Origin of the sequence: Nocardia sp. CA-135398, assembly GCF_050955845.1 — a bacterium.
Classification (GTDB): Bacteria; Actinomycetota; Actinomycetes; order Mycobacteriales; family Mycobacteriaceae; genus Nocardia.
Map to the genome: position 1 here is coordinate 1,211,912 of NZ_CP192084.1, position 21,582 is coordinate 1,233,493.

Genomic DNA, 21,582 nt, shown 5'->3' on the forward strand with positions numbered 1-21,582 from the left:
CGAGCCATGCGCAAGCTCTACGTGATCGGCATCGGTGCCGGGGATCCGGATCAGGTGACGGTCCAGGCGATCAAGGCAATGCGGCAGGTCGAGGTGTTTTTCGTGATCGGCAAGGGGGCCGAGAAGCAGGAGTTGGTCGACGTGCGCACGTCGATCCTCACCGAACACCTCGATCACCCGTACCGCATCGTGGAGATCGCCGATCCGCCGCGCGACCGGGATCCGGCTGATTACCGGGGCGTCGTCGAGGATTGGCACGATCGCCGCTCGGCCCTGCTGGAGGACGTGTTCGCGCAGGTCGATGGGGTCGGCGGCATTCTCGTCTGGGGTGATCCGTCGCTCTACGACAGCACGCTGCGCATGATCGAACGGGTGCTGGATCGCGGTGCCCAGAGTTTCGATTACGAGGTGATTCCGGGTGTCACCAGCGTGCAGGCCCTGGCGGCTCGGCACCGGATGGTGCTGCATCGGATCGGCGAGCCGGTGCACATCACCACCGGGCGTCGGCTGCGCGAAGACGGGCTCAGCGGCTCGACCCTGGTGATGCTGGATGGTGACTGTTCGTTCACGGAAGTGCCCGGCGATGACGTGCACATCTGGTGGGGCGCGTATCTGGGGATGCCCGACGAAACATTGATCGAGGGGCCGCTGCGTGCGGTCGAGCGGGATATCGTCGAGCGGCGCACTCGGTTGCGTGCCGAAAAGGGGTGGATCTTCGACGTTTATCTCCTGCGCCCGGGTTCCTGAAGTGAGACCGCCTTCACGGTGGCGAGGACGGGTGTTGTTTCCAAGTTGTGGATGGCATCGAACGCGCCGAGACGCTGGGTGAGGTAGCCGTGCAGGGCCTCGGGGTCCGAGCACAAGGCCTGGGCGACAAGGTTTGTCGGGCCGGTGGTGGCGGCGACGAAGGCCAATTCTTCGTGCTCGGCGAGCGCGGTCGCGACGCGGTCGAGCTGCGATGGTGCCACCGACATCCACAGCAGCGCTTGGGTTGTGGCGCCGAAGTGAGCGGCATCGAGCTCGACATCGAAGAAGATCGCCTGTGCCGCTTGTAGTTCCGCGAGTCGTCGGGTGACCGTTGCTTCGGACCAGCCGGTCGTGGTGGCGAGTTGAGTCAAGGTCGCTCTGCCGTCGTGTTGCAGGGCGCTCAGCAGCGCGGCATCGGTTTCGGCGAGTCCACGACGGGGTGCTGGCCCGGTTCGGCTCGGCTCCAGTCGTTTTCGCTGCTGCTCGTTCAGTGCGCTGATGTGGCCGCGCCATGCGGTCGGTCCGCCGAGGTAAGTGTGTAGAACGTAGTGCGCGGAGACGGCGGTGATCCCGGCGGCTCGGGGGAGGTCGCGCAGCAGTATCGAGCGGGCGGCGTCACCGCGCGGAATGCTCACTACCAGAAGGATTTCCGTGCCGCCGGAGGTGAGTTTGACCCATGACGTGTCGGGACGGCGGGCCAGCGAATTCGCGAGGTTCTGGCCGCTGGCCGTCGTGCTGGTCAGGCGCACGAGCCACTGGTCGTGACCGGCGTGGCTCGGATCGGGGAGGCCGACCACGCGGAGCCCGGCGGCGGCGCGCAGGCGTTGATAGCGGCGGGTGACGGTTTGCGTCGAGACATTCAGGACCGCCGCGATCTTGCTGAACGGTGCGCGGCCGTCGATGTGCAGGGCGTGGATCAGGCCGCGGTCTACATTGTCGAGCATGGAAATATCTTTCATATTCGCGCTGAATATGGAAAGGATCCGCTGATCTTCGACCGTTGATGGTGCATTTCGGTGTGTCTGCCGAAGGTGGACCTTGCCTCGGGCTGCTCGGCCCGGCAGATCGACGAAGGAGAAGTTGATGATTCTGGTGACCGGAGCGACCGGGACCGTAGGCCGCGAATTGGTCGGCCGATTGCTGGCGCAAGGTGTTCCGATGCGGGCTATGGCGCGGCGGCCCGAATTCGCCGGACTGCCCGACGGTATCGAGGTGGTTCGGGCGGACCTGGGCGATCCGGACAGCCTCACCGAGGCGGTGCGAGGTGTCGATCGGGTGTTCCTGTTGTCCAGTGGCCCCGAAATCCCCACTCACGACGCGAATCTCGCGCAGGCGGCGGCCGACGCGGGCGTCGAACACATCGTCAAGCTGTCATCCGGCCGCACCGGTGACGACACCGCGACCGATCCGATTCCCACCTGGCACCGCGCCGGTGAACAGGCGGTCCGGGACAGCGGCGTCCCGTGGACGATGGTGCGCCCCTTGGGATTCATGGCCAATGCGCTGCATTGGGCCGGTTCGATTCGCGATCACGGCGCGGTCTACGCCCCGTTCGGCCAGGGTCGCATCGCCGTGGTCGACCCGTACGATATCGCCGCGGTCGCCGCGAACGCACTCACCACCGACGGCCACGAGGGCGAGATCTACACACTGAGCGGCCCACAGCCATTGTCCCCCGGCGAGCAGACCGACATCCTCGCGCAAGTCCTCGGCCGCCCACTGCGCTACGTCGAAGTGGAACCCGCCGCCGCCCGCCAGTCGATCATCGACCACGGCGTTCCTGCCGAGATGGCCGACGCGATCATGGCATTACGCGCCACCGCTTTGGAGGCATTCACCTCGGTCGTACACCCCACCGTCGAGCACATCACCGGAACCCCACCCCGCCCCTTCCGCACCTGGGCCGAAAACCACCGCACCCACTTCACTTCCGCAGCCGCCGCCTAGCACCCCGCCCTTGCGCGTCCGGGCGTCCCTCGATCGCGCGCCGTCATTGTCTGCCCGCCGCATGCTGTCGAGCACCGGTCCGCGCCGAGCGAACTGAGCACTCTCGCTGCCCAGTGCCACGTGGCTGCCCGCCGCTGCCTGCTCCTCGCGAAGCGGACTGAGCACCCTCGCTCGCTGCGCCGCCGAGCGACCGGCGATCAAGATCAGGAGGAATCTATGGCGGCATCGCCCGAGAAGGCCCGCCACCAGTTCCACCTGATCTTGATCCGCCCGCGTGCGTGAACTGCGTGGATGTCGGTGGGGGCAGGTAGCCTGAGGATCGTGCCTGAGCTACCGGAAGTGGAGGCGTTGGCGCAGTTCCTGCGGGAGCACGCGGTCGGCGCCGTGGTGGGGCGTGTCGATGTGGCTGCCTTGAGTGCGGTCAAGACGTTCGATCCGCCGGTTACGGCGCTATCCGGGCGCGATGTGACCGGGGCGGGGCGGTGGGGGAAATTCCTGGGGATGGAGTGTGACGGGCTCTGGTTGATCACCCATCTGTCGCGCGGCGGATGGTTGCGATGGATCGATGAGCCGAGCCAGACGCCACCCAAACCGGGCGGCAAGAGCCCGCTGGCCCTGCGCGTGCACTTCTTCACCCCCGAGGGCATGACACCCGCGTTCGACCTGACCGAGGCGGGCACCAAGAAACGGCTCGCGGTGTACATCGTCGACGATCCGAAACTCGTCCCCGGCATCGCGCGCCTCGGCCCGGACGCACTCGAGGTGACCGAGGAACAATTCGGCGAGATCCTGCACGGTGCATCGCAACGCATCAAGACCGCGATCGTCGACCAGTCCCTGCTGGCCGGAATCGGCAACGCCTACTCCGACGAGATCCTGCACACCGCCAAGATCTCACCGTTCGCCAATACCAAAACCATGGCCGCGGAGACCATTTCGGTGCTGTACGACGCCATGCGCTCGGTGCTCACGGACGCCGTACAGCGCTCGGTCGGCCAGGATGCCGCCCGCCTCAAGGGCGAAAAGCGTTCCGGCATGCGAGTACACGCTCGCACCGGCCTGCCGTGCCCGGTCTGCGGCGACACCGTCCGCGAGGTCTCCTACGCCGAGCGCTCGTTTCAGTACTGCCCGACCTGCCAGACCGGCGGGAAAATATTGGCCGACCGCCGCATGTCCCGCCTGCTGAAGTAGGTCAGATCAACGTCGGCACCCGGATTCCTTGCCAGGCAATACGTTTGGCCTTGTCCGGATCGTTCTCCAACCGGGTGATCTCATCGATGATCAGCGTGGTGCGCCGGTCCTCGGTATAGGCGGGCCAGGAGGGGAGTGGTCGTCCGGTCCGCGCGAATGCCAGCCAATTGTCCTGGAACTGCCGGGTGACCGCCAGCAGCCCACGCCGCCCGCCCGCCGCGGTGAATGTCCGGCCGATCGGCGAATTGGCCGCACCGAAGACCGGGATCAGCTCCGTGGCATGGGTCGCGCCGACCCCGGCGAGACGCAGTGCGCGCGGAGCGAAGTCGTAACGGTAGGAATAGGTCGGTGCGTAACGGCTGTGCCCCGCCGCGACGGTGACCGATGGCCGCCAGAACACGTAATCACCACCGGCACGAACGGCGGCCTTCGCGTCCGGATAGCCGGGATAGGCCGCGATGACTCGGGATTCGAGTTCCGCATCACCGTCTCGGGTGAGCAGGGCGTGCAGGCGTCCCGGGGTGGTCGGTAGTTCATCGGCGAACTTCGCGAACAATGTGCCCTCATCGCGATTGGTGCCGATGATGAGCGGAACCCTGTGGGCGGCACCGCTGGTAATCGCATCGATCGGTGACTGCGGCAGGTAGTCGCCGTCCACGACCGGCGCGATCGGGAACAGTCCGGGACGCTCCCGCAGCACCTTATTGCTGGTCTTGTCGACCGCGTGCCGAATGTCGTTGGCACCGGCCGTGATCAGTGCCTTGGCCGCGGTATCGGGGGTGGCGCCGAGCGCGTCTATACACCGGCGGGCGAATGCCCGACCGTCCTCGGCACTCATACCCCAATCGGCGGGCGGGCTCTGGGCGATGCCGCGATGGAACAGTCCCGCTGCCGCGGGTGTGGCCAGTAGCGCGAGTACCGCATGGGCACCGGCGGATTCGCCGAAAATGGTGACATTCTCGGGATCTCCGCCGAAGGCTGCGATATTGCGCTGCACCCACTCCAGTGCCGCGACCTGATCACGCAGCCCGAGGTTGCTGTCGAAAGGTCGTTCGGGCGTGCTGAATTCACTGAAATCGACATAACCGAACGCGCCGAGCCGATAGTTCAGCGACACCACGATCACGTCGCCGCCGACCACCAATCGCGCACCGGAATACAGACCGAGCGCCGACGTGCCGATCAGATATCCGCCGCCGTGAATGAATACCAGCACCGGTCGGGGTTTCGACGATGGTTCGATCGGCGCGACGACATTGAGTGTCAGGGCGTCTTCACTGGTCGGCTGATACCGGCGCGGCCCGATCCTGGCACCGGACCGATGCTGCATCGCGGCGAACCCGAATGCGGTTGCCTCGCGCACCCCGGTCCACGGTTGCACCGGCTCCGGCGCGCGAAATCGCAGATCTCCGACCGGTGGTGCGGCATAGGGCAGGGAACGCCAGCGCAGCACATGACGGCCGCGGTAACCGCGGACAACTCCGTCGGCGGTCGTGATATCGGACATCTTTCCGATGGTAACTACGAGCGGCGGGCCTCCAACAGACGCAGCCAGAGCTCACTCACCGTCGGATAGGCTGGCACCGCGTGCCACAGCGCCGCCAGCGGCACCTTCCCGACCACAGCAACGGTCGCCGCGTGGATCAGCTCGCCGACCTCGGGCCCGACGAAAGTGGCGCCGAGCAGCGTATCGGTGGCGGTATCGATGACGATCTTCGCCCGCCCCGCGTAATCGTCACGTGCCAGTGCTGATCCGGCGACCGCGATATCGAGCTCCACGGTTTCCACCGCATAGCCCGCTTTACGCGCCGCCGCCTCGGTGCGCCCGACTGACGCGACTTCCGGTGCGGTGAATACCACCTGCGGCACCTGCCCGTGGTCGGCGCTCGCCGCATACCTGCCATCCGTCAGCGCGCGCCCGTCGGCCCGCGCGGCAATGACATCCCCACACACCCTGGCCTGGTATTTCCCCATATGTGTCAGCGCGGCACGGTGATTCACATCGCCGACCGCGTACAGCCATTCGCCGTCGACGCCGCGCACCGTCAACCGGTCGTCCACCTCGACATATCCGTCCGCGAGCCCGACCGAACCCAGTCCGAGCTCTGCTGTCGCCGGTCCGCGCCCGGCGGCGACCACGATCTCGTCGGCCTCGATCTCGCTCTCGCCGATCTCGACGGTCACCGCACCGCCGTGAATCCAGCCCTCGCCCGCGTCCTTCGCATCCGCGCGCGACACCCGGGTGGGTTGGCTGCCGAATCGAATCCGCACACCGGCATCGGACAGTGCCGCGGCCACGCGTTCCCCCGCGAACGGTTCGGCATTGCCGAGCAACGCATCGCCGCGGACCAGCATGGTGATCTCACTCGCGCCCAACGCGGCCAGCCAGGTAGCCGCCTCGCACGCGACCACACCGCCACCGACGATCACCACCCGGCGCGGAACCTCGTGCAGATTGGTCACATCCCGGGAGATCCACGGCAGCGCATCACGCAATCCGGGTACATCGGGAACGGCGGCCTTGGTGCCGGTGGCCAGCACCACCGCGTGCCTGGCGCGCAGCTGTCGGCCGTCGACCTCGACGAGTCGCTCGCCCGCGAGCCGTCCCGTTCCGCGGACCACGTCGATGCGATTGTCGGCGGCCCAGTCGACCTGCGAGCTGTCATCGTGCTTATGCGTGAACGCGTCGCGCCGCTTCAATATCGCGTCGACATCGAGCCCACTCGCGGTGATGCCGGCCATGGCTTTGGCACCGGACAACACGTGCGCCGGTCGCAGCAGCGCCTTACTCGGCATGCACGCCCAATACGAACATTCACCGCCGACCAGTTCCCGCTCCACGATGACCGCCGTGCGGTCACTGTCGGCGATGGCGTAGGCCGCGGCGTTCTCACCGGCGGGCCCACCACCGATCACAATGACGTCGTATTCGGCGGCGGAATCGGAGGTCACTGCAGATAACCCTCGACCTGACGGGCCGGGTTCTCCTGCGCCTCTTCGGGCGTGACCCCGGCGTCGATGCGCGCCCGGCGCTGCCGCAGCAGGTCCCAGGCCTGATCGAGCATGACCTCGAGTTCCGCGAGCTGCTTCCGCTCGGTTACCGGATCGACCGCACCGGCCGTCGCCTTGGATCGCAAATCATGCTCGCGATCGACGAGATTCTTGATACGCGCCAGGATGTCCTGTTCGGTCATGGGGACCATGCTACGACCGTGTCGAGGATCCGACTGGTCAGTGCGAACCTGGCACATCGATGCCTTGCTGCAGCGCGGCCACGATGCTGTCCAGGATTTCGTACAGCGCCGCGATCGAATGATCGGCGCCGAGCATCCAGTTGTCGAGACCGACGCCGAAGGCGGCGAAGCAGGTGGCGGCGACGAGTTGCGGGCGCAGATCGGATTCGGGCAGTCCGGAACGCTCGGCGAGGAGCAGGGCGAGGGCATGTTTGCGGCTCATCGCCCCGGTGAAATTCTCTTGGCGCAGTTCGGGATTGGTGACCAGTAGGTGGCGGGCGCGACGGGCGGTATCGGCCTGGTGGCGACGCAGCGCCGCCTCGGATTCATCGAGCAAGAGCTGCTGAATCGCCGAACGCATTGCGGTGAGCGCGGATTCGGTGACCGGTCGGCGCTCCAATTCCGAAAGCAGTTGTGCCATCAGATCTTCCTCGTGCGCGAACACCACGGCCATCTTGGACGGGAAGTGCCGGTGGAAGGTGCGCCGCGAAACGTGCACGGCATCGGCGATCTGCTGCACGGTGGTCTGCTCGAAACCCTGCCGCTCGAACAGGCGCAGCGCGGTATCGATCAGCTCCCGGCGCACCCGGGCCTTCTCCTTTTCGCGCAGACCGCTCTGCTCCATGCGACCTCCCGAACATCTGTCTCAAAGTGACACTTTCTAGCTTAGTCTGGCTAAAGTGTCTCAATGAGACAGCAACTCCGAGCGAGAGGAATAGTGCCGATGCGTCGGACACTGATCACCCTGGCCACGGCGGCCATCCTGGCCGGACCATCGGCCGCGAACGCGCAGGCGGATCCGGCCGGACCGGGAACAGTGCTGCGCGACGAGGTACTGCCATCGGACCTGTGGCTCGCGGGCACCGGATCCGCGCGGCGACTCATGTACTGGACTCGCGACTCCGACGATCGCCCCGCCCAATCGACCGGCGCGATCTTCATTCCGGCGGGTACGCCCCCACCCGGCGGCTGGCCGGTGCTGTCATGGGAACACGGGACCGTCGGCGTCGGCGACGACTGCGCACCGTCGACCGCGGGCCGGTCCGAGCGCGACAAAAACTATCTGGCCACCTGGTTGCGGCAGGGTTATGCCGTCGTGGCGACCGATTACATCGGTCTGGGCACGCCCGGTGGGCATGCCTATCTCGATGGTCGCGCCGAGGCGCATGCCGCGATCGATATGGTGCGCGCCGCCCGTGCCGTCGACGACTCGCTGTCGTCGAAATGGGTGGCCATCGGACAGTCCCAGGGTGGCGGTGCAGCGGTGTTCACCGCGTCGCTGGCCACGAAATATGGCCCGGAGCTCGACTATCGCGGTGCGGTCGCCACCGGACCCGCCTCGAATATCGTCGACGCGTCCATATTCGTCGGCCCGTCGACACCGGCGATTCGGTCGTCGCATCTGACCGCCTACGCGACATATGTGATGAACGGGTTGAAGGCGGCACGCCCGGACTTCGACCTGGACAGCTACCTCACCCCGGTCGGCAAGGAATTGGTCGACGCGGCCCAGACGCTCTGCTTCACCCCGTTGGCCGAGCGGGCCGACGGCGTCACCCTGAATCAGCTGTTCTCCCGGCCACTTTCGGACGGCGACTTCGCCGCGACCGCACATCCGATCATGGATGTGCCGATGACCGGATACGACCGCCCGCTGTTCATCGGCCAGGGCACCAATGACACCGATGTGCCCGCGCCATTGACGGCGAAGCTGGTCGCCGACCTGCAGGCCAATGGCGTCCGGCCCGAGGTGCACGTCTATCCCGGCCTCGATCACAGCGCGACCGTCGCGGGTTCGCTACCGGACAGCATGCCGTTCGTCGCCCGACTGTTCGGCTGAACCTAAGCCTGCGTAAGGCATGCTCCGGCAATCGGAACGGCGGTGGTGAGCTCGTTCCAGCTCAGTGCGGTGTAGCCGAGTGCGATGCCGAAGGTGTGCGGCCCAGCTGCGGCCGCGAGTAGGTGTTGTTGTGCCGCAAGGTGATGGCGGCACAGTCCGTCGAGCGCCACACCGCGCGCCCGGCCCACTGCCACGGCCCGCTGTTCGGCTTCGGCCGAATCCAGTGGCACCACCACGTGCGAACCGGCGTCGTCGCCGAGTACTTCGAGTCCACGGCGGCGCAGCTCGTCCACGACCAGGGCTCGGCGCGGGGGCACCGCGCGGCGCAGTCGGCGCAGGTGTCGGGCGAGATCGCCGTGCCGGGCGAATTCGGCGAGTACGCGCTGGCCGGCGGGGCTCGGGCTGGTACCGGTTCGTTCGCGGTGTGCGATAACAGCTTCGGTGATATCCGGGGCGGCGACGAGCCAGCCGATGCCCAAGGTCGGCGAGAGTATCTTGCTTGTGGTGCCGAGATGGATGACGACGTCCGGAGCCATTGCGGACAGTAGCGGCAAAGGGGCAGTGTCGTAGCGCAATTCACCATCGTAGTCGTCCTCGATGATGAGTAAGCCTGCGCGCCTGGCGAATTCGACGAGTTGTACGCGACGTGCCGCCTGCATGCGGGTGCCGAGTGGAAACTGGTGTGCCGGAGTGCAATACACGGCCTTGATGCGGTCGGGCAGTCGGTCGACGCGCAGGCCGTCGGCATCGATCGGCACCGGCAGTACCCGGACACCGGCCGCGACGAATGCGCCCGCGGCACGCTGATACCCCGGATCTTCCATGGCAATGGCGTCGCCGGGGCGCAGTAGGGCGGCCGCGAGTTCGACTACGGCCGCACTGGTTCCGGCCGTCGCGAGCACTACTGACTTGCTGCTGGCACCGAGGCCGCGGTGGCGCAGCAGGTGTTCGGCGACCGCCGCGCGATATTCCGGTTCGCCGCCGCGGTCCCTGCGGATGATGGGGGAGTTGTCGGCGGCCGCGCGCCAGGCACGGCGCCAGGCCGCCTGATCGAGCGCCTCGACGCAGGGCGCGCCGGGGCCGAGATCGAGCAGGTCCGGTTCATGCTCGGCGATGCTGCGCGTACTCGCTCGGGCAGGCGGTTCGGCGGGGGCGGTGGTCAGGTAGGTGCCCGAGCCGCGGCGGCCCGCGATCCAGCCCTCGGCATGCAGTTGGTCGTAGGCGGCGGCGACCACCGTGCGGCTCACGCCGAGGCGCTGGGCCAGCGCTCGCGACGAGGGGAGTCGATCATCCGCGTGCAGGAGTCCGTTGCTGGCCGCGGCGCGCAGAGCCTCCGCGACCTGAACCGATAATGGCTGGTCAGCCTCGCGGTCGAGGACGAGTGGAAGTTCCTCCAGCATCGTGCACCTCCCGAATTGGACTGTTCGAATTTCCATGAATTGGCTATTTCAGAATGCCACTTTGCGCTCCACGCTAGAAGTATGACGAAGTCGATCAGCGCACGGCCGCCGCTTTCGCCGACCTCACGTACCACCCTGACACGTTCCAAGGAGCGTGGCCGGACCGATCGGGCCGAACTCGATGCGGTACTCGACGCCGGACTGGTCTGCCACCTCGGCGTCGTGCTCGGCGACAGCCCGGTGGTGCTCCCGACCGTCTACGGCCGCGACGGCGACATGCTGTACCTGCACGGCTCGACCGGCGCCGGAAACCTGCGGGCGGCGCTGACCGGCGATATCTCCATCGCCGTCACCCTGGTCGACGGCATCGTCTACGCCCGTTCGGCCATGCACTTCTCCGCCAACTTCCGCTCGGCCGTGGTGCGCGGCCGCGCCGCTGAACTCACCGACCCCGATGAGCGCATGCACGCGCTTCGGGTCATCGTCGAACACTCCGCCCCGGGTGCGTGGGATCGCGTGCGCCAGCCGAACAAAAAGGAAATGGCCGCCACGATGGTCCTCGCTCTCGACCTGACCGAGGCATCGGTGAAGGTCCGAACCGGCGGCCCCAAGGACGACGCCGCCGATATCGAAACCGGCGGCATCTGGGCAGGCGTCCTGCCCTTGCGTCAGGTCTGGGACGCCCCGATCCCCTCGGCCGATCTCGAGCCCGGCATCGAGATACCACAGGACGTACTCGATCGAACCGACCTCGCCCCGCTCCCCACCCCCTGACCCCGCGAACCGTCGCCCCCTCCGGGGATGCCGCATACCCAGGGCGTACCTCGCACAGGCCGCACCCTCTGCGAGGTGCTCACCGAGTGTGCGACAAGTGTGTGCGACTGATGTCGGAGGCCATCTGTGAGCGCGGGCACCGTCGATGGCCGCAATTGGTGGCGGCCGAGGAGGTGCACTGCTTGCGAGTCGTGCCCACGTACATCGACCGCTCCCTCGGCGTGGCGGTGGCTGAGCATACGACTGCGCCCGAATTCGGCGCGCGGGCGAGCGTCGACCGCGGTTGTGCCAGCCGACGATAGGCGGCTCGCGCATAGGCAGTGTGGAGTTCGCACAGGCTATAGCTTCTGCGAGGTGCTCACTGGGTGTGCGACAAGTGTGTGCGACAAGTGTGTGCGACTGATGTCGGAGGCCATCTGTGAGCGCGGGCACCGTCGATGGCCGCAATTGGCGGCGGCCGAGGAGGTGCACTGCTTGCGAGTCGTGCCCACGCGCATCGACCGCTCCCTCGGCGTGGCGGTGGCTCAGCATACGACTGCGCCGAGTTCGGCACGCGAGCGTCGACCGCCGGTTGTCCCAGCCGACGATAGGCGGCTCGCGCATAGGCAGTGCGCACCTCGCACATAGCTTCTGCGAGGTGCTCACTGGGTGTGCGGTAACCAGGGCAGGGTGCCGGAGGTCACCACTGGGTGATCGGGAGGCCGAGAGCGGTTGTGGTTTTGTGGGCCAGGGTGCGGAGGGTTTCGGGGGTGTCGATGCGGGAGGGGTCGAGGCTGACGACGGCAAGGGTGTAGGTGTCCGCGATGCGGCACAGATAGCCGGATAGGCGGGTGCGGGGGAGGTGGTCCGCGGTGAGGCCGGGATGGATGGCGCGGGCGGCAACGCCGGTGCAGCGGTGGGGACCAAGCGTGCGCAGGGAGTCGGGAAGCGTTCCGATGTTGGAGCACAGGATGTCTCGTTCACCCGCACCCTTGGACAGGGCATACGCCCAGCGGTCCGGAATCACCTGCAGCAGTTCCTCCGGCATCCCCCCGGGGCTGGACATGCGCCGCTCGTAGGCGATTCGGGCCTTCTCGCGAATGGTGGCCGGAGTATCGGCGCGCTCGACGGTGATCTCGGTCATCGCGAGGTCATTGTCGACGCGCGGCTCGTCGCGGGTGTCGACCGGAAGGCTGGCATCGATCGTCTCGCCGGAAAATCCACTGGCCCACAACATCTTCGCGATCAGTGCGATGAACAGGCTGTTGGCGGTTCCACCCTGCGCCGCAGCCGCCGACTCCCAGTCGGCAGCGGGACACTGCAGTACGACGCTGACGATCGGCGCAGTCACAACCCCTGCGCGTCCAGCGGTCGACCCGCGTTCACGAGTCGATGCCGCCCGGGCGGGCCGTTCGGGGATACCTTGACGAAGTGCGCGAAAAGTGCCGCGCACCACGATCACCCACTGCCGCCAGGCATCGGACCAATCCGAAGCCGGATATCGGGCGTCGAGCCCTCGTACCGACGAGGCGCTCCCTCGTGCGTTGAACCGGACTGCTTCCCCCGCAGCGAAGGTCGCCGCCGAAGACCGCGGCATCGAGTCGCCCACATTCGATCGACCCGGCAGCTGCACATAAGCCGACCCCGGATCCTCCATCGGCGCGTTGCGAGAGCCTGCAGCGCCGACCAACCGGTCGTTCCCGCCGGAGTGATTCGGTTCCGGTGTAATGGATGCTGCTGGTGTCATTGGTGTTTGGCTGGGCGCGCCTTCGACTATGGTGTTCGAGCGGTTGGCCTTTGGGGCGGTGGCGGCCGGATCGGTCTCCGTCGGTGTGTTGCCGATGGCTGTTGTCGAGCCCGCGGTGTCGTCTAGCCGGTCGTTCCCGCCCGAGTGATTCGGTTCCGGTGCGGCGGAAGTCGCCCCACGGGCATCGGATGTAACCGGCCCCACCATGCTCGGTCGACCGGGCCGGTCTTCGGCGGTTCGTGCGGCATGCGCTTCTGGCGCAGTGGATTCGGCTGACGTGCTGCTCGGATCGACCGTCGACCTCGCCGAGCTCATGCCTGATCCGGTATCAGGTAAACGCGTTGCCCGCACCGACGGTGTGGTCAAGCCTCTACCGCCCAGTGCGTCATCCACCGCGAGCGCAAGTGCTCTGCCGTCAGCGAGTGCGTGCGAGCAGGTCAGCGATACAATCGATCCGCCGTCGTCCAGCCGGGCGGTCGACAATCGCCAACCCGGACCGTATTCGGGATCCAGGTTCGCGCCCTGCTCATCGGCCCACTCGAGCAGGTCTCCGGCAGCGATGGTGTCGTCGGTGAATGCCAGCGGATAGGCCCGAGTGTTCGCGCGCCAACTGCGACGTGCGCCCGGAACGCGAGGTCGAATCACCCTGCGTCCCAACGGTCCAACTCGCAGCGCCGCGTGCACCTGCCACAGCAATTCCGAATCGACGCGATCGGCGGTACGCCACAAACCCTGGAGCACGATCGGGGTGCCGAGCCCGCGATGGGTGCGCAGGAAGATCTCGTCGACGACGCTCAACCGTTGGGCAGGCGCCATTGTCAGGTACGCGCCCCGTGACGGCCCGCACCGGCGGCGAACCGTTGCGCACCGTCCAAGGCTCCGTCGGTCAGGGCCTTCAGGCCGTGTCGGTATTCATTGAGCAGTGCGGTCTGTTCGTCCATACCGTCCTGCTCCAACAGTGACATGCGGTCCGAGCGCAGGCAGGTCTGCGGTAGTGCGGCCAGTTCGGCGGCGAGTTGTTCGGCGGCACTTCGGGATTCGCCATTCGGCACGACTCGATTGACCAGCCCGATCTGCAGTGCCTCCGTGGCGGCGACGGCACGGCCGGTGAGCACCATATCCATCGCGCGCCCGGTACCGATGATGCGCGGCAACCGAATCGTGCCGCCATCGATCAGCGGCACACCCCAGCGGCGGCAGAACACGCCGAAGGTGCTGTCCTGCTCGGCAACTCGCATATCGCACCACAGGGCCAGCTCCAGTCCGCCCGCGACCGCATACCCGGAGACGGCGGCGATCACCGGTTTGGACAGCCGCATCCGGGTCGGCCCCATCGGACCGTCACCGTCCTCGGTGACCCGATTGGAGCGCTCGGTGCCGAGTGCCTTCAGGTCCGCACCCGCGCAGAAGGTGCCGCCCTCGCCCCACAGCACGGCGACCGCGGCATCCGGATCGGCGTCGAATTCGCGGAATGCGTCGACCAGGGCCGCGGCGGTCGGACCGTCGACGGCATTGCGTGCCTCGGGGCGGTGCAGGATCACGGTGGTCACGGGCCCGTTGCGTTCGATTCGCACAGTCACGAGCACGACCATACGCCGTCGAAAGGACCCTTGTGTGAAGAAATGAATATATGGTTCACTTCTTGTATGGCCTACCGCAGAACCCCTGCTGTGCAGGCCCGCCTCGATGCCCAGGCGGGCCTGATCGTGCAGGCTGCGACCAAGGTGCTGTCCCGCGCGGGCTATGCCGGACTGTCCATGGCGGCCGTCGCGGCCGAGGCGGGTGTTGCCACCGGAACGGTCTACAAGAACTTCAGCGGCAAGGTCGACTTGGTGAGCGCGGTATTCCGGAAGGTGGTCGCGCATGAGGTCGCCGCGGTGGTCACCGCAAGCGCCGCCGGAACGGCCGTCGAACGGGTCACCGCGGCGGTGGAGACCTTCGCGGGCCGGGCACTGAAGAATCCGAAACTCGCCTACGTCCTGCTCGTCGAACCCGTCGATACCGTGGTCGACACCGAGCGTCTGCGCTTCCGCCGTGCCTTCGTCGAAGCCTTCGAATCCGCTGTCGCGGAAGGTGTTTCGCGTGGTGAACTGCCCGCGCAGGATGCCAAGACCAGCGCGGCCGCGCTGGTCGGCGCGATCGGCGAGGTCCTGGTCGGTCCACTGGCCGACGCACCGCACAGCGAATCCGTTGTGCCCGAACTCATCAGTTTCGCGTTACGCGCACTAGGTGTGCGCGCTGAATCCGACTCAGGAGTGTCCGATGCCGACGCATGAAGTCTTCAACCAGGTGCCCGATATCGTGCCCTTCGATGTCGCGCAGAACCCGGCACTGCTCGAGGGACTGCACCGTGAAGGCGCGGCCTGGGCCGAACCCGAAGTGCGCGAACTCGGCACGCTCGCAGGCGGATTCGAAGCGCAGCAGTGGGGCCGTCTCGCCAATGAATACCCGCCCGTCCTGCGCACACACGACCGCTACGGCAACCGCATCGACGAGGTCGAATTCCATCCGTACTGGCACGAGCTGATGAAAGTCGCTGTCGCACACGGACTGCACGGCTCACCTTGGCTCGACGACCGGCCGGGCACCCACGTTGCCCGCGCCGCGAAGTTCTACACCTGGGGTGTCGCCGACGCCGGACATATGTGTCCGATCTCGATGACCTACGCCGTCGTGCCCGCGTTGCGCCACAATCCGGAACTCGCGGCCAAATACGAACCGCTACTCGGTTCCCGCACTTACGATTTCGGCCTGCGCAAGCCGTCGACGAAGGCCGGTCTCATCGCCGGCATGTCGATGACCGAGAAGCAGGGCGGCTCCGATGTCCGCGCCAACACCACCACCGCCACACCGCAACCCGATGGCAGCTACCGCATCGTCGGCCACAAGTGGTTCACCTCGGCGCCGATGTCGGATATGTTCCTCACCCTGGCCCAGGCGCCCGGCGGCCTGTCCTGTTTCCTGCTGCCGCGCGTCCTCCCGGACGACACCCGCAATCCCATCCGGATCCAACGCCTCAAAGACAAGCTCGGCAACAAGTCGAACGCGTCCTCGGAGATCGAATACGAGAACGCCATCGGCTGGCTGGTCGGCGCGGAAGGGGCTGGCGTCAAGACCATTATCGAAATGGTCAATATGACCCGCCTGGACTGCGTCATCGGCTCCGCCACCGGCATGCGTGTCGGCGCCGTCTACGCCGCGCACCACGCACGGCACCGAGAAGCGTTCGGGGCCAAGCTGATCGATCAACCGGCGATGCGCAACGTGCTCGCCGACCTGGTAATCGAATCCGACGCCGCGACCACGGTCATGATGCGGCTGGCCGGTGCGACCGACCGCGCGGGCACCGATCCCGCCGAGGCCGCGCTGCGCCGAATCGCGTTGGCGGTCACCAAGTATTGGGTATGCAAGCGTGCACCCGCGCATGCGGCCGAGGCACTGGAATGCTTCGGCGGCAATGGCTATGCCGAGGAATCCGGTATGCCCCGGCTGTACCGCGAAGCCCCGCTCATGTCCATCTGGGAAGGCTCCGGCAACGTCGCGGCGCTGGATGCCTTGCGCGCCATGGGCCGTCAGCCCGAGACGGTCGAGGCCTTCTTCAACGAAGTCTCCCTCGCCGCTGGCGCCGACCCCCGCCTCGATGATGCCATCGCCCGCCTCGGCAAGGAATTGTCCGACCTCGATGAGATCGAATACCGCGCCCGCCGCGTCGTCGAACTCATGGCCCTGGTGTTGCAGGGTGCGCAACTGGTCCGCCACGGCCACCCCGCCGTCGCCGACGCCTTCTGCGCCACCCGCCTGGGCGACGACTGGGGCATCGCCTTCGGCACCCTCCCCACCGGCGTGAACACCACGGACATCATCGCTCGCGCTCTCACCTGACCCGGCCGCTCCCGGGCATCCGAGTGGGCACCGAATACGGGTGCGAAGTCCAGCGAGTGGGCACCGATTGCGGGTGCGAACTCCAGCGAGTGGGCACCGATTACGGGTGCGAAGTCCACGCCGTTTTCGTAAGCACTCGCTTCAGCCCGCTACGGCTGCACGTGCCCTCGTCAGCGCGCTGTCAGTGGTCGGGGCCGGTCCTGCTGCGCGGTGGTCGGGTCAGCCCGCTGCGGGACCCTGCGCTCGCGTCAACTCGTTGTGCTCGCGTTAGCCTGCTGCGCTCGCGTCAACTCGTGGTGCCCACGCTCGCATCGGCCCGCTGTCTCTTTCGCATCGGCGCTGCCTCTTTCGCATCGGCCCGCTGCCTCTTTCGCTTCGGCCCGCTGCCTCTCTCGCATCGGCGCTGCCTCTCTCGCGTCAGCGCGTGAGGGAAGCGGGCTGGGCGCGCCACTGCCGAGGTGAGAGGTCGTTGTTGCGCCGGAACAAGCGGGTGAAATAGCCCGCGTCCGGAATCCCGACCCGCCGGGCGATCTCGCCCACCGGCAAGTCCGTCTCGGCCAATAACCGGCGCGCCTCGGTCATCCGCCGTTCGGTGATCCACGCCTGCACCGTGCGTCCGGTGCGGCGGCGCACCACGGTGGTCAGATGACCCGGCGTCATGCCGACCGCATCCGCCACATCGCGCAGCGACAGCGGTGCGGTATGCCGCTGGTCGATGACGTCGAACACCTCGGCGAGCAACGGTTCACCGCGGCGCCGCAGATCACCCACCACATCGGCGGCCAGCCGCGCGAGGTCGATGAGCAGCAGCGTCAGATGTGCCGCCGCCGCCTGCCGGTACCCCTCCTGCCGCTGTGCCAGCTCGGCCTCGATGGCGGCAATCGCACTGTCCCACAATGGTCTTCGTTCCACCGGGATGGCCAATTCCAACACGCCACCCGAATGCTCGTGCAGGAACGGGAACAGCAACGGATGCGCCCGCCAGGCGGGCCATGCCGCGTGTCCCGCATCGCCGAGCGCCGCGGGATCGAAGAACACCCCGACCGCGCCTTCGAACTCATGCGGCGGGGCCGCCTCGATCACCTGACCTGCCGCGACGACGTACACCACACCGACGGACTGGACGTACATCAACACCGGAAAGTTGTGAATATGCGGGCGGTGGCCGCGTTCGGCATGGCGATCGAAGCGCAGCAGCGACACCGGCGGCGTGACCTGATCGCTGCGATAGTCGTACACCGGAACACCGCGCCGATGCCGGACCATCCGGGTAGCCTCGATCATGACACCGAAAATAGTCCGAATTCGGCCGATAATCACCCAATTATGCGGTTGGATCTGCGGGCACCATGGGAATCATGACCAAAGATCATCCACATTCGGTGCTCAAAGCCATGGGCAATCGGCACGACTACCTGCCCGCGGCAGGTCGTGACGTACTGCTACCCACTTATGACCTGCTCACCCGCGTGCTCGGCATGTACAAACTCCACGAAACCCTCGTCGCGCAGGCCGACCTCGCACCTGATCAGCGAGTACTGGAAATCGGCTGCGGCACTGGCAATCTGACGATCCGCGCCAAACGCACCGAGCCCGCGGCGGAGGTGATCGGCTCCGATCCCGACCCGCTCGCACTCGCCCGTGCCGAGCGAAAGGCGAATGGGCTGAACGGAATCCGCTTCGAACGCGCCTACGCGCAGGAATTGCCCTATCCGGACAAGGAATTCGACCGGGTGCTCTCATCGATGATGCTGCACCACCTCGACACCGACATCAAAACCGCCGCACTGGCGGAGGTGCTGCGCGTCCTGCGCCCCGGCGGCAGCTTGCACATCGTCGATATCGGCGGTGAGGTGACCACGGACGACGGCCTGATGGCCCGGCTGCTGCTGCATACTCACCACACTCAGGACCATCTCGGCGACGGCATTCCCCAACTTCTGCGCACCGTCGGCTTCGACTGTGCCGTAGTCGCTTCCCAGCGCCACCGTCGTCTGGGCCGCGTCACCTTCTACCGCGGCACCCGTCCGAACTAGCCGCCGACGCGCTGGAGCACCCGCTCGACCAGCGCGGTATCGCAATGTTCGATCACCTCGGTGAGCCGACCGTTGGCGATCCGGAAGACGAAACAGTAGGTCTGCTCGTACGGCTCACCCCCGGTAGTGATGCCGTGCCCGCGGACCTGGGCGACGACGCGGTCGTCTTCGGCGATCACGAAGTCGGCCGCGCTGCGGTACTCGGTGAACTGGGTCATCAGCGGCCGCAGCAGTTCGTTCAGGACAACCGTTTTCGGTTCCCAAGTTCGCGACCATGACCAGTTCCCCGGAAAGATCCAGCGGAAGTCCTCGGCCATGGCCTCGGCCATCGCTCGGGTATTGCCCTTGGACATCTGGTCGAAGATGTGCTCGACAAGTTTCTTGTTCGCTGCCGCACTCATGCCAGCACCTCGCTGGCGCTCGGTTCCGGCCGGACCGCACATCGTGGTGGCGCCGAAATGGCTGCTGCCGCCCGAAGCTCGGCGGATCCGGCCGGATATCGACCAGCATGTCGTGCACCGCGCCATGCGCACCGCGCGCCGTTGGCGGCTGTCTTGATAATTCGTTCGCTCATACCTCCGACGCTAAGGAGCGCCGCGATATGCGACAAGCGAGTATCTCGCATATTTGGTATGAGTAGATCGCATGGGTGAGTTCACGATCGTCGGATTGCGGGTGGTCCGGGAGGCCGCACGGAGCGGCTCGTTCTCGACCGCCGCGGAGAACCTGGGTTACACGCAGTCGGCGGTATCCCGGCAGATCGCCCTCATGGAGCAGGCGGCGGGCCGGGCGTTGTTCGAGCGGCACGCGCGCGGCGTGCGGGCCACCGAGGCCGGACGGATCGTGCTGCGCCATGCCGAAACGGTGCTCGGTGGACTCGGTTCCGCGCGGCAGGAACTCGACGAACTGACCGCGCGCCCACTTGCCACCCTCCGGGTCGGCGCATTCTCGACCGCCATGGCCGCACTGGTGCCGAGGGCCATTGCCGCCACCGCGACACGACTCGCGCGAGTACCGCTGCGTGAAGGAACCAGTCCGCGGTTGGTATCCGCCGTCGCACGGGGTCGACTCGATCTGGCGGTGGTGACCGAGACGCGAAATCTACCCGCCGATACCGAAATCGAGCCCCTCCTCGACGATCCGCTGCTCATCGCGGTCCCACCGGATCATGCCCTCGCGGGCCGCGCCAGCGTCACGCCCGCAGAGCTGCGCGGCGAACATTGGATCGCGGGCAGCGCCGAGGTGAGCAGCACTCTGCTCGGCGCATGGCGTGCGGCCACGTGGGAACCGGAGGTCGCCTTCGTCGCCCGCGATTGGTTCGCCAAGCTCGGCCTGGTCGCGGCGGGTATGGGCTGCACCGTGGTCCCCGCAATCGCGGTGCCGGTGCTGCCGCCTGGCATCGCACTGGTCCGCATCGACCATCCCGCCGCGGTTCGCACGACATCGATCGTCTATCGAGGAGGCGACTCGGCCACCCCGAGACAGATCTTCATCGAGGCCCTTCGCGACGCCGCCGCCGACCTCGCCACCGAAGTCCGCCAGCGACTCAGATAGCCGACTTATATAGCCACGCGCGCAAATTCGCGGCGGACCGACTCAGGCTGAGTACTGTGATTTCGATGACACGGACTTCCGTCGAAATGCCGTTGCGCTCGCTGGCCGAGCACCTGCGGATCCGGGCGGCGGGGTGCGCCCGACGATACGTGCTCGGCATCGCGGGTCCGCCTGGTGCGGGTAAATCTACGCTGTCCAAGGCCATTCGCGACGATCTGAACCACCGCGCTGGTGCCCGGATCGCCCAGATCGCACCGATGGACGGGTTCCACCTGCCCAACGCGGTACTGCGCGCGACGGCGAATCTGGAGCGCAAGGGTGAACCACATACCTTCGACGTCGCCGCCTTCCTGGAAACCCTGCGCCGTCTGCGCGATACCCCACTCGACGTGCCGGTGCCGTGGCCGACCTTCGACCGCGCCATCGAGGAACCGACCCCGGCCGGTGTCGTCTTCGATCGGCACGAGATCGCCATTACCGAGGGCAATTACCTGCTGCTGTCCGACGGTGCCTGGTCGGGTGTGCGCGAATTCCTCGACGAGGTCTGGTACCTGGACGTGGAGCGCGACGTGCTCGAACAACGTCTCTTGCGTCGCCACATTCGCGGCGGCCGCACGTCCGAGGCCGCGAAAATCAAGGTGCACACCAGTGATTTGCCCAATGCGGACCTGATCGCCGATACCAGGCTCCGAGCCGACCTCGTACTGCGCCAGCGCGGCGGCCGCTACTACGCGGCCGAGGGGTGACGTGTGCCGCGTCGCCGAATCACGCTGGAGGTGACATGATCTCGCTCGACAATTCGTGTCGGATAGCCGGGAGCAAGCGGAATGTGGGAGTACGAATACAGCGCGGAGACTGCGGTGGCACCGGAGGCGCTGTGGCGGTGCTGGTCGGATATGGAATCCTGGCCCGAATGGAACGAGGGGCTCGACGAGATCGAAGTCGACGGCCCCTTCGAGGTCGGCACCGCGTTCACCATGACGCTCCCCGGCGGAGATACCGTGCGCATGCGCCTGGTGGCGATCGAACCCGGCGAACTGTTCACCGATGAAATGGACGGCGGCGATTTCACCGTCGTCACCGAGCACCGTCTGGAGCCAGCGGGCGAGGGATGGACCCGCGTCGTCTACCGCACCGAGATCATCGGCGACGCCGCGGATACCGTCGGCCCCGAAATCGGTCCGGAGATCACCGCCGACTTCCCGGATGTCGTTGCCGCCCTGATCAAGACGGCGCAAGCGCTGGGCTGAGG

Annotated in this window: 21 protein-coding genes and 1 pseudogene; 11 read left to right on the top strand and 11 right to left on the bottom strand. The window is 66.8% G+C overall.

All coding sequences use genetic code 11. The annotated features are described in order from the left end of the window. The first annotated feature begins 6 nt into the window (after positions 1 to 6). Positions 7 to 747, top strand: a complete 741-nt coding sequence (cobF, locus tag ACQP1T_RS05395) for a precorrin-6A synthase (deacetylating) (RefSeq protein WP_433758839.1) — start codon at positions 7 to 9, stop codon at positions 745 to 747. Here cobF and ACQP1T_RS05400 read toward each other — a convergent pair. Continuing rightward, positions 723 to 1,691 carry an Lrp/AsnC family transcriptional regulator gene (locus ACQP1T_RS05400; protein WP_433758840.1) on the bottom strand — a complete coding sequence of 323 codons (969 nt, stop codon included), beginning with the start codon at positions 1,689 to 1,691 and terminating at the stop codon, positions 723 to 725. The two genes, cobF and ACQP1T_RS05400, sit on opposite strands and share 25 nt — an antisense overlap. A 139-nt stretch (positions 1,692 to 1,830) precedes the next feature. On the opposite strand from ACQP1T_RS05400, the gene ACQP1T_RS05405 reads away from it, so the two are divergent. Together ACQP1T_RS05405 and ACQP1T_RS05410 are read left to right on the top strand one after the other, a co-directional pair. Further along, a complete protein-coding gene (locus ACQP1T_RS05405) occupies positions 1,831 to 2,694 on the top strand; it encodes an SDR family oxidoreductase (RefSeq protein ID WP_433758841.1) in 864 nt (287 codons plus the stop codon). 321 nt (positions 2,695 to 3,015) lie between these two features. Continuing rightward, the gene (locus ACQP1T_RS05410) at positions 3,016 to 3,885 is read left to right on the top strand and encodes an Fpg/Nei family DNA glycosylase (RefSeq protein ID WP_433758842.1); all 870 of its coding nucleotides are present in this window, start codon (positions 3,016 to 3,018) and stop codon (positions 3,883 to 3,885) included. Between the two features lies 1 nt (position 3,886). Here ACQP1T_RS05410 and ACQP1T_RS05415 read toward each other — a convergent pair whose 3' ends face one another. Genes ACQP1T_RS05415 through ACQP1T_RS05430 form a run of 4 tightly spaced genes read right to left on the bottom strand, consistent with a single transcriptional unit; the run spans position 3,887 to position 7,743 of the window. Further along, positions 3,887 to 5,392: a carboxylesterase/lipase family protein gene (locus tag ACQP1T_RS05415; RefSeq protein WP_433758843.1), complete on the bottom strand. Its 1,506-nt coding sequence runs from the start codon at positions 5,390 to 5,392 to the stop codon at positions 3,887 to 3,889. Positions 5,393 to 5,406: 14 nt separating this feature from the next. Continuing rightward, positions 5,407 to 6,837, bottom strand: a complete 1,431-nt coding sequence (locus ACQP1T_RS05420) for a dihydrolipoyl dehydrogenase family protein (protein ID WP_433758844.1) — start codon at positions 6,835 to 6,837, stop codon at positions 5,407 to 5,409. Beyond that, positions 6,834 to 7,079: a DUF2630 family protein gene (locus ACQP1T_RS05425; RefSeq protein ID WP_433758845.1), complete on the bottom strand. Its 246-nt coding sequence runs from the start codon at positions 7,077 to 7,079 to the stop codon at positions 6,834 to 6,836. The genes ACQP1T_RS05420 and ACQP1T_RS05425 overlap by 4 nt, the downstream gene beginning before the upstream one ends. Before the next feature lie 37 nt (positions 7,080 to 7,116). Further along, positions 7,117 to 7,743 (bottom strand): TetR/AcrR family transcriptional regulator, encoded by a 627-nt coding sequence (locus ACQP1T_RS05430; protein ID WP_433758846.1) that lies wholly within the window; start codon positions 7,741 to 7,743, stop codon positions 7,117 to 7,119. Positions 7,744 to 7,842: 99 nt separating this feature from the next. Between ACQP1T_RS05430 and ACQP1T_RS05435 the strand changes: the two genes are divergently transcribed. After that, positions 7,843 to 8,958 carry an alpha/beta hydrolase gene (locus ACQP1T_RS05435; protein ID WP_433758847.1) on the top strand — a complete coding sequence of 372 codons (1,116 nt, stop codon included), beginning with the start codon at positions 7,843 to 7,845 and terminating at the stop codon, positions 8,956 to 8,958. Positions 8,959 to 8,960: 2 nt separating this feature from the next. Here the strand turns inward: ACQP1T_RS05435 and ACQP1T_RS05440 are convergent, their stop codons facing one another. Next, positions 8,961 to 10,358: a PLP-dependent aminotransferase family protein gene (locus ACQP1T_RS05440; protein ID WP_433758848.1), complete on the bottom strand. Its 1,398-nt coding sequence runs from the start codon at positions 10,356 to 10,358 to the stop codon at positions 8,961 to 8,963. 81 nt (positions 10,359 to 10,439) lie between these two features. Here ACQP1T_RS05440 and ACQP1T_RS05445 point away from each other — a divergent pair, with 81 nt between their 5' ends. Next, positions 10,440 to 11,132 (top strand): pyridoxamine 5'-phosphate oxidase family protein, encoded by a 693-nt coding sequence (locus ACQP1T_RS05445; protein ID WP_433758849.1) that lies wholly within the window; start codon positions 10,440 to 10,442, stop codon positions 11,130 to 11,132. A gap of 679 nt (positions 11,133 to 11,811) precedes the next feature. On the opposite strand, the gene ACQP1T_RS05450 is transcribed toward ACQP1T_RS05445, so the two are convergent. After that, positions 11,812 to 13,674, bottom strand: coding sequence for a hypothetical protein (locus ACQP1T_RS05450; protein WP_433758850.1), 1,863 nt, complete (start codon positions 13,672 to 13,674; stop codon positions 11,812 to 11,814). Between the two features lie 2 nt (positions 13,675 to 13,676). Continuing rightward, positions 13,677 to 14,438, bottom strand: a complete 762-nt coding sequence (locus ACQP1T_RS05455; protein WP_433758851.1) for a crotonase/enoyl-CoA hydratase family protein — start codon at positions 14,436 to 14,438, stop codon at positions 13,677 to 13,679. A gap of 66 nt (positions 14,439 to 14,504) precedes the next feature. Here ACQP1T_RS05455 and ACQP1T_RS05460 point away from each other — a divergent pair, with 66 nt between their 5' ends. Then, on the top strand, positions 14,505 to 15,134 hold the full coding sequence (locus ACQP1T_RS05460) for a TetR/AcrR family transcriptional regulator (protein ID WP_433758852.1): 630 nt from the start codon (positions 14,505 to 14,507) through the stop codon (positions 15,132 to 15,134). Further along, on the top strand, positions 15,121 to 16,740 hold the full coding sequence (locus ACQP1T_RS05465; protein ID WP_433758853.1) for an acyl-CoA dehydrogenase family protein: 1,620 nt from the start codon (positions 15,121 to 15,123) through the stop codon (positions 16,738 to 16,740). The genes ACQP1T_RS05460 and ACQP1T_RS05465 overlap by 14 nt, the downstream gene beginning before the upstream one ends. A gap of 417 nt (positions 16,741 to 17,157) precedes the next feature. On the opposite strand, the gene ACQP1T_RS05470 is transcribed toward ACQP1T_RS05465, so the two are convergent. After that, positions 17,158 to 18,024, bottom strand: a complete 867-nt coding sequence (locus ACQP1T_RS05470) for a helix-turn-helix transcriptional regulator (RefSeq protein WP_433758854.1) — start codon at positions 18,022 to 18,024, stop codon at positions 17,158 to 17,160. A gap of 74 nt (positions 18,025 to 18,098) precedes the next feature. On the opposite strand from ACQP1T_RS05470, the gene ACQP1T_RS05475 reads away from it, so the two are divergent. Then, positions 18,099 to 18,776: a class I SAM-dependent methyltransferase gene (locus ACQP1T_RS05475; protein WP_433758855.1), complete on the top strand. Its 678-nt coding sequence runs from the start codon at positions 18,099 to 18,101 to the stop codon at positions 18,774 to 18,776. Here the strand turns inward: ACQP1T_RS05475 and ACQP1T_RS05480 are convergent. Both ACQP1T_RS05480 and ACQP1T_RS05485 read right to left on the bottom strand, forming a co-directional pair. Further along, complete coding sequence (locus ACQP1T_RS05480; RefSeq protein WP_433758856.1) at positions 18,773 to 19,177, bottom strand: nuclear transport factor 2 family protein; 405 nt, start codon at positions 19,175 to 19,177, stop codon at positions 18,773 to 18,775. The genes ACQP1T_RS05475 and ACQP1T_RS05480 overlap by 4 nt on opposite strands. Positions 19,178 to 19,232: 55 nt before the next feature. After that, positions 19,233 to 19,313, bottom strand: a pseudogene (locus tag ACQP1T_RS05485) (dTDP-4-dehydrorhamnose 3,5-epimerase); the annotation flags it as partial. Between the two features lie 108 nt (positions 19,314 to 19,421). Here ACQP1T_RS05485 and ACQP1T_RS05490 point away from each other — a divergent pair. The 3 genes from ACQP1T_RS05490 (at position 19,422) to ACQP1T_RS05500 (ending at position 21,580) form a co-directional block, all read left to right on the top strand. Next, complete coding sequence (locus ACQP1T_RS05490) at positions 19,422 to 20,330, top strand: LysR family transcriptional regulator (protein WP_433758857.1); 909 nt, start codon at positions 19,422 to 19,424, stop codon at positions 20,328 to 20,330. A gap of 65 nt (positions 20,331 to 20,395) precedes the next feature. After that, the gene (locus ACQP1T_RS05495) at positions 20,396 to 21,076 is read left to right on the top strand and encodes a nucleoside/nucleotide kinase family protein (RefSeq protein ID WP_433758858.1); all 681 of its coding nucleotides are present in this window, start codon (positions 20,396 to 20,398) and stop codon (positions 21,074 to 21,076) included. An 81-nt stretch (positions 21,077 to 21,157) separates the two neighbouring features. After that, a complete protein-coding gene (locus tag ACQP1T_RS05500) occupies positions 21,158 to 21,580 on the top strand; it encodes an SRPBCC family protein (RefSeq protein WP_433758859.1) in 423 nt (140 codons plus the stop codon). Positions 21,581 to 21,582 lie beyond the last annotated feature (2 nt).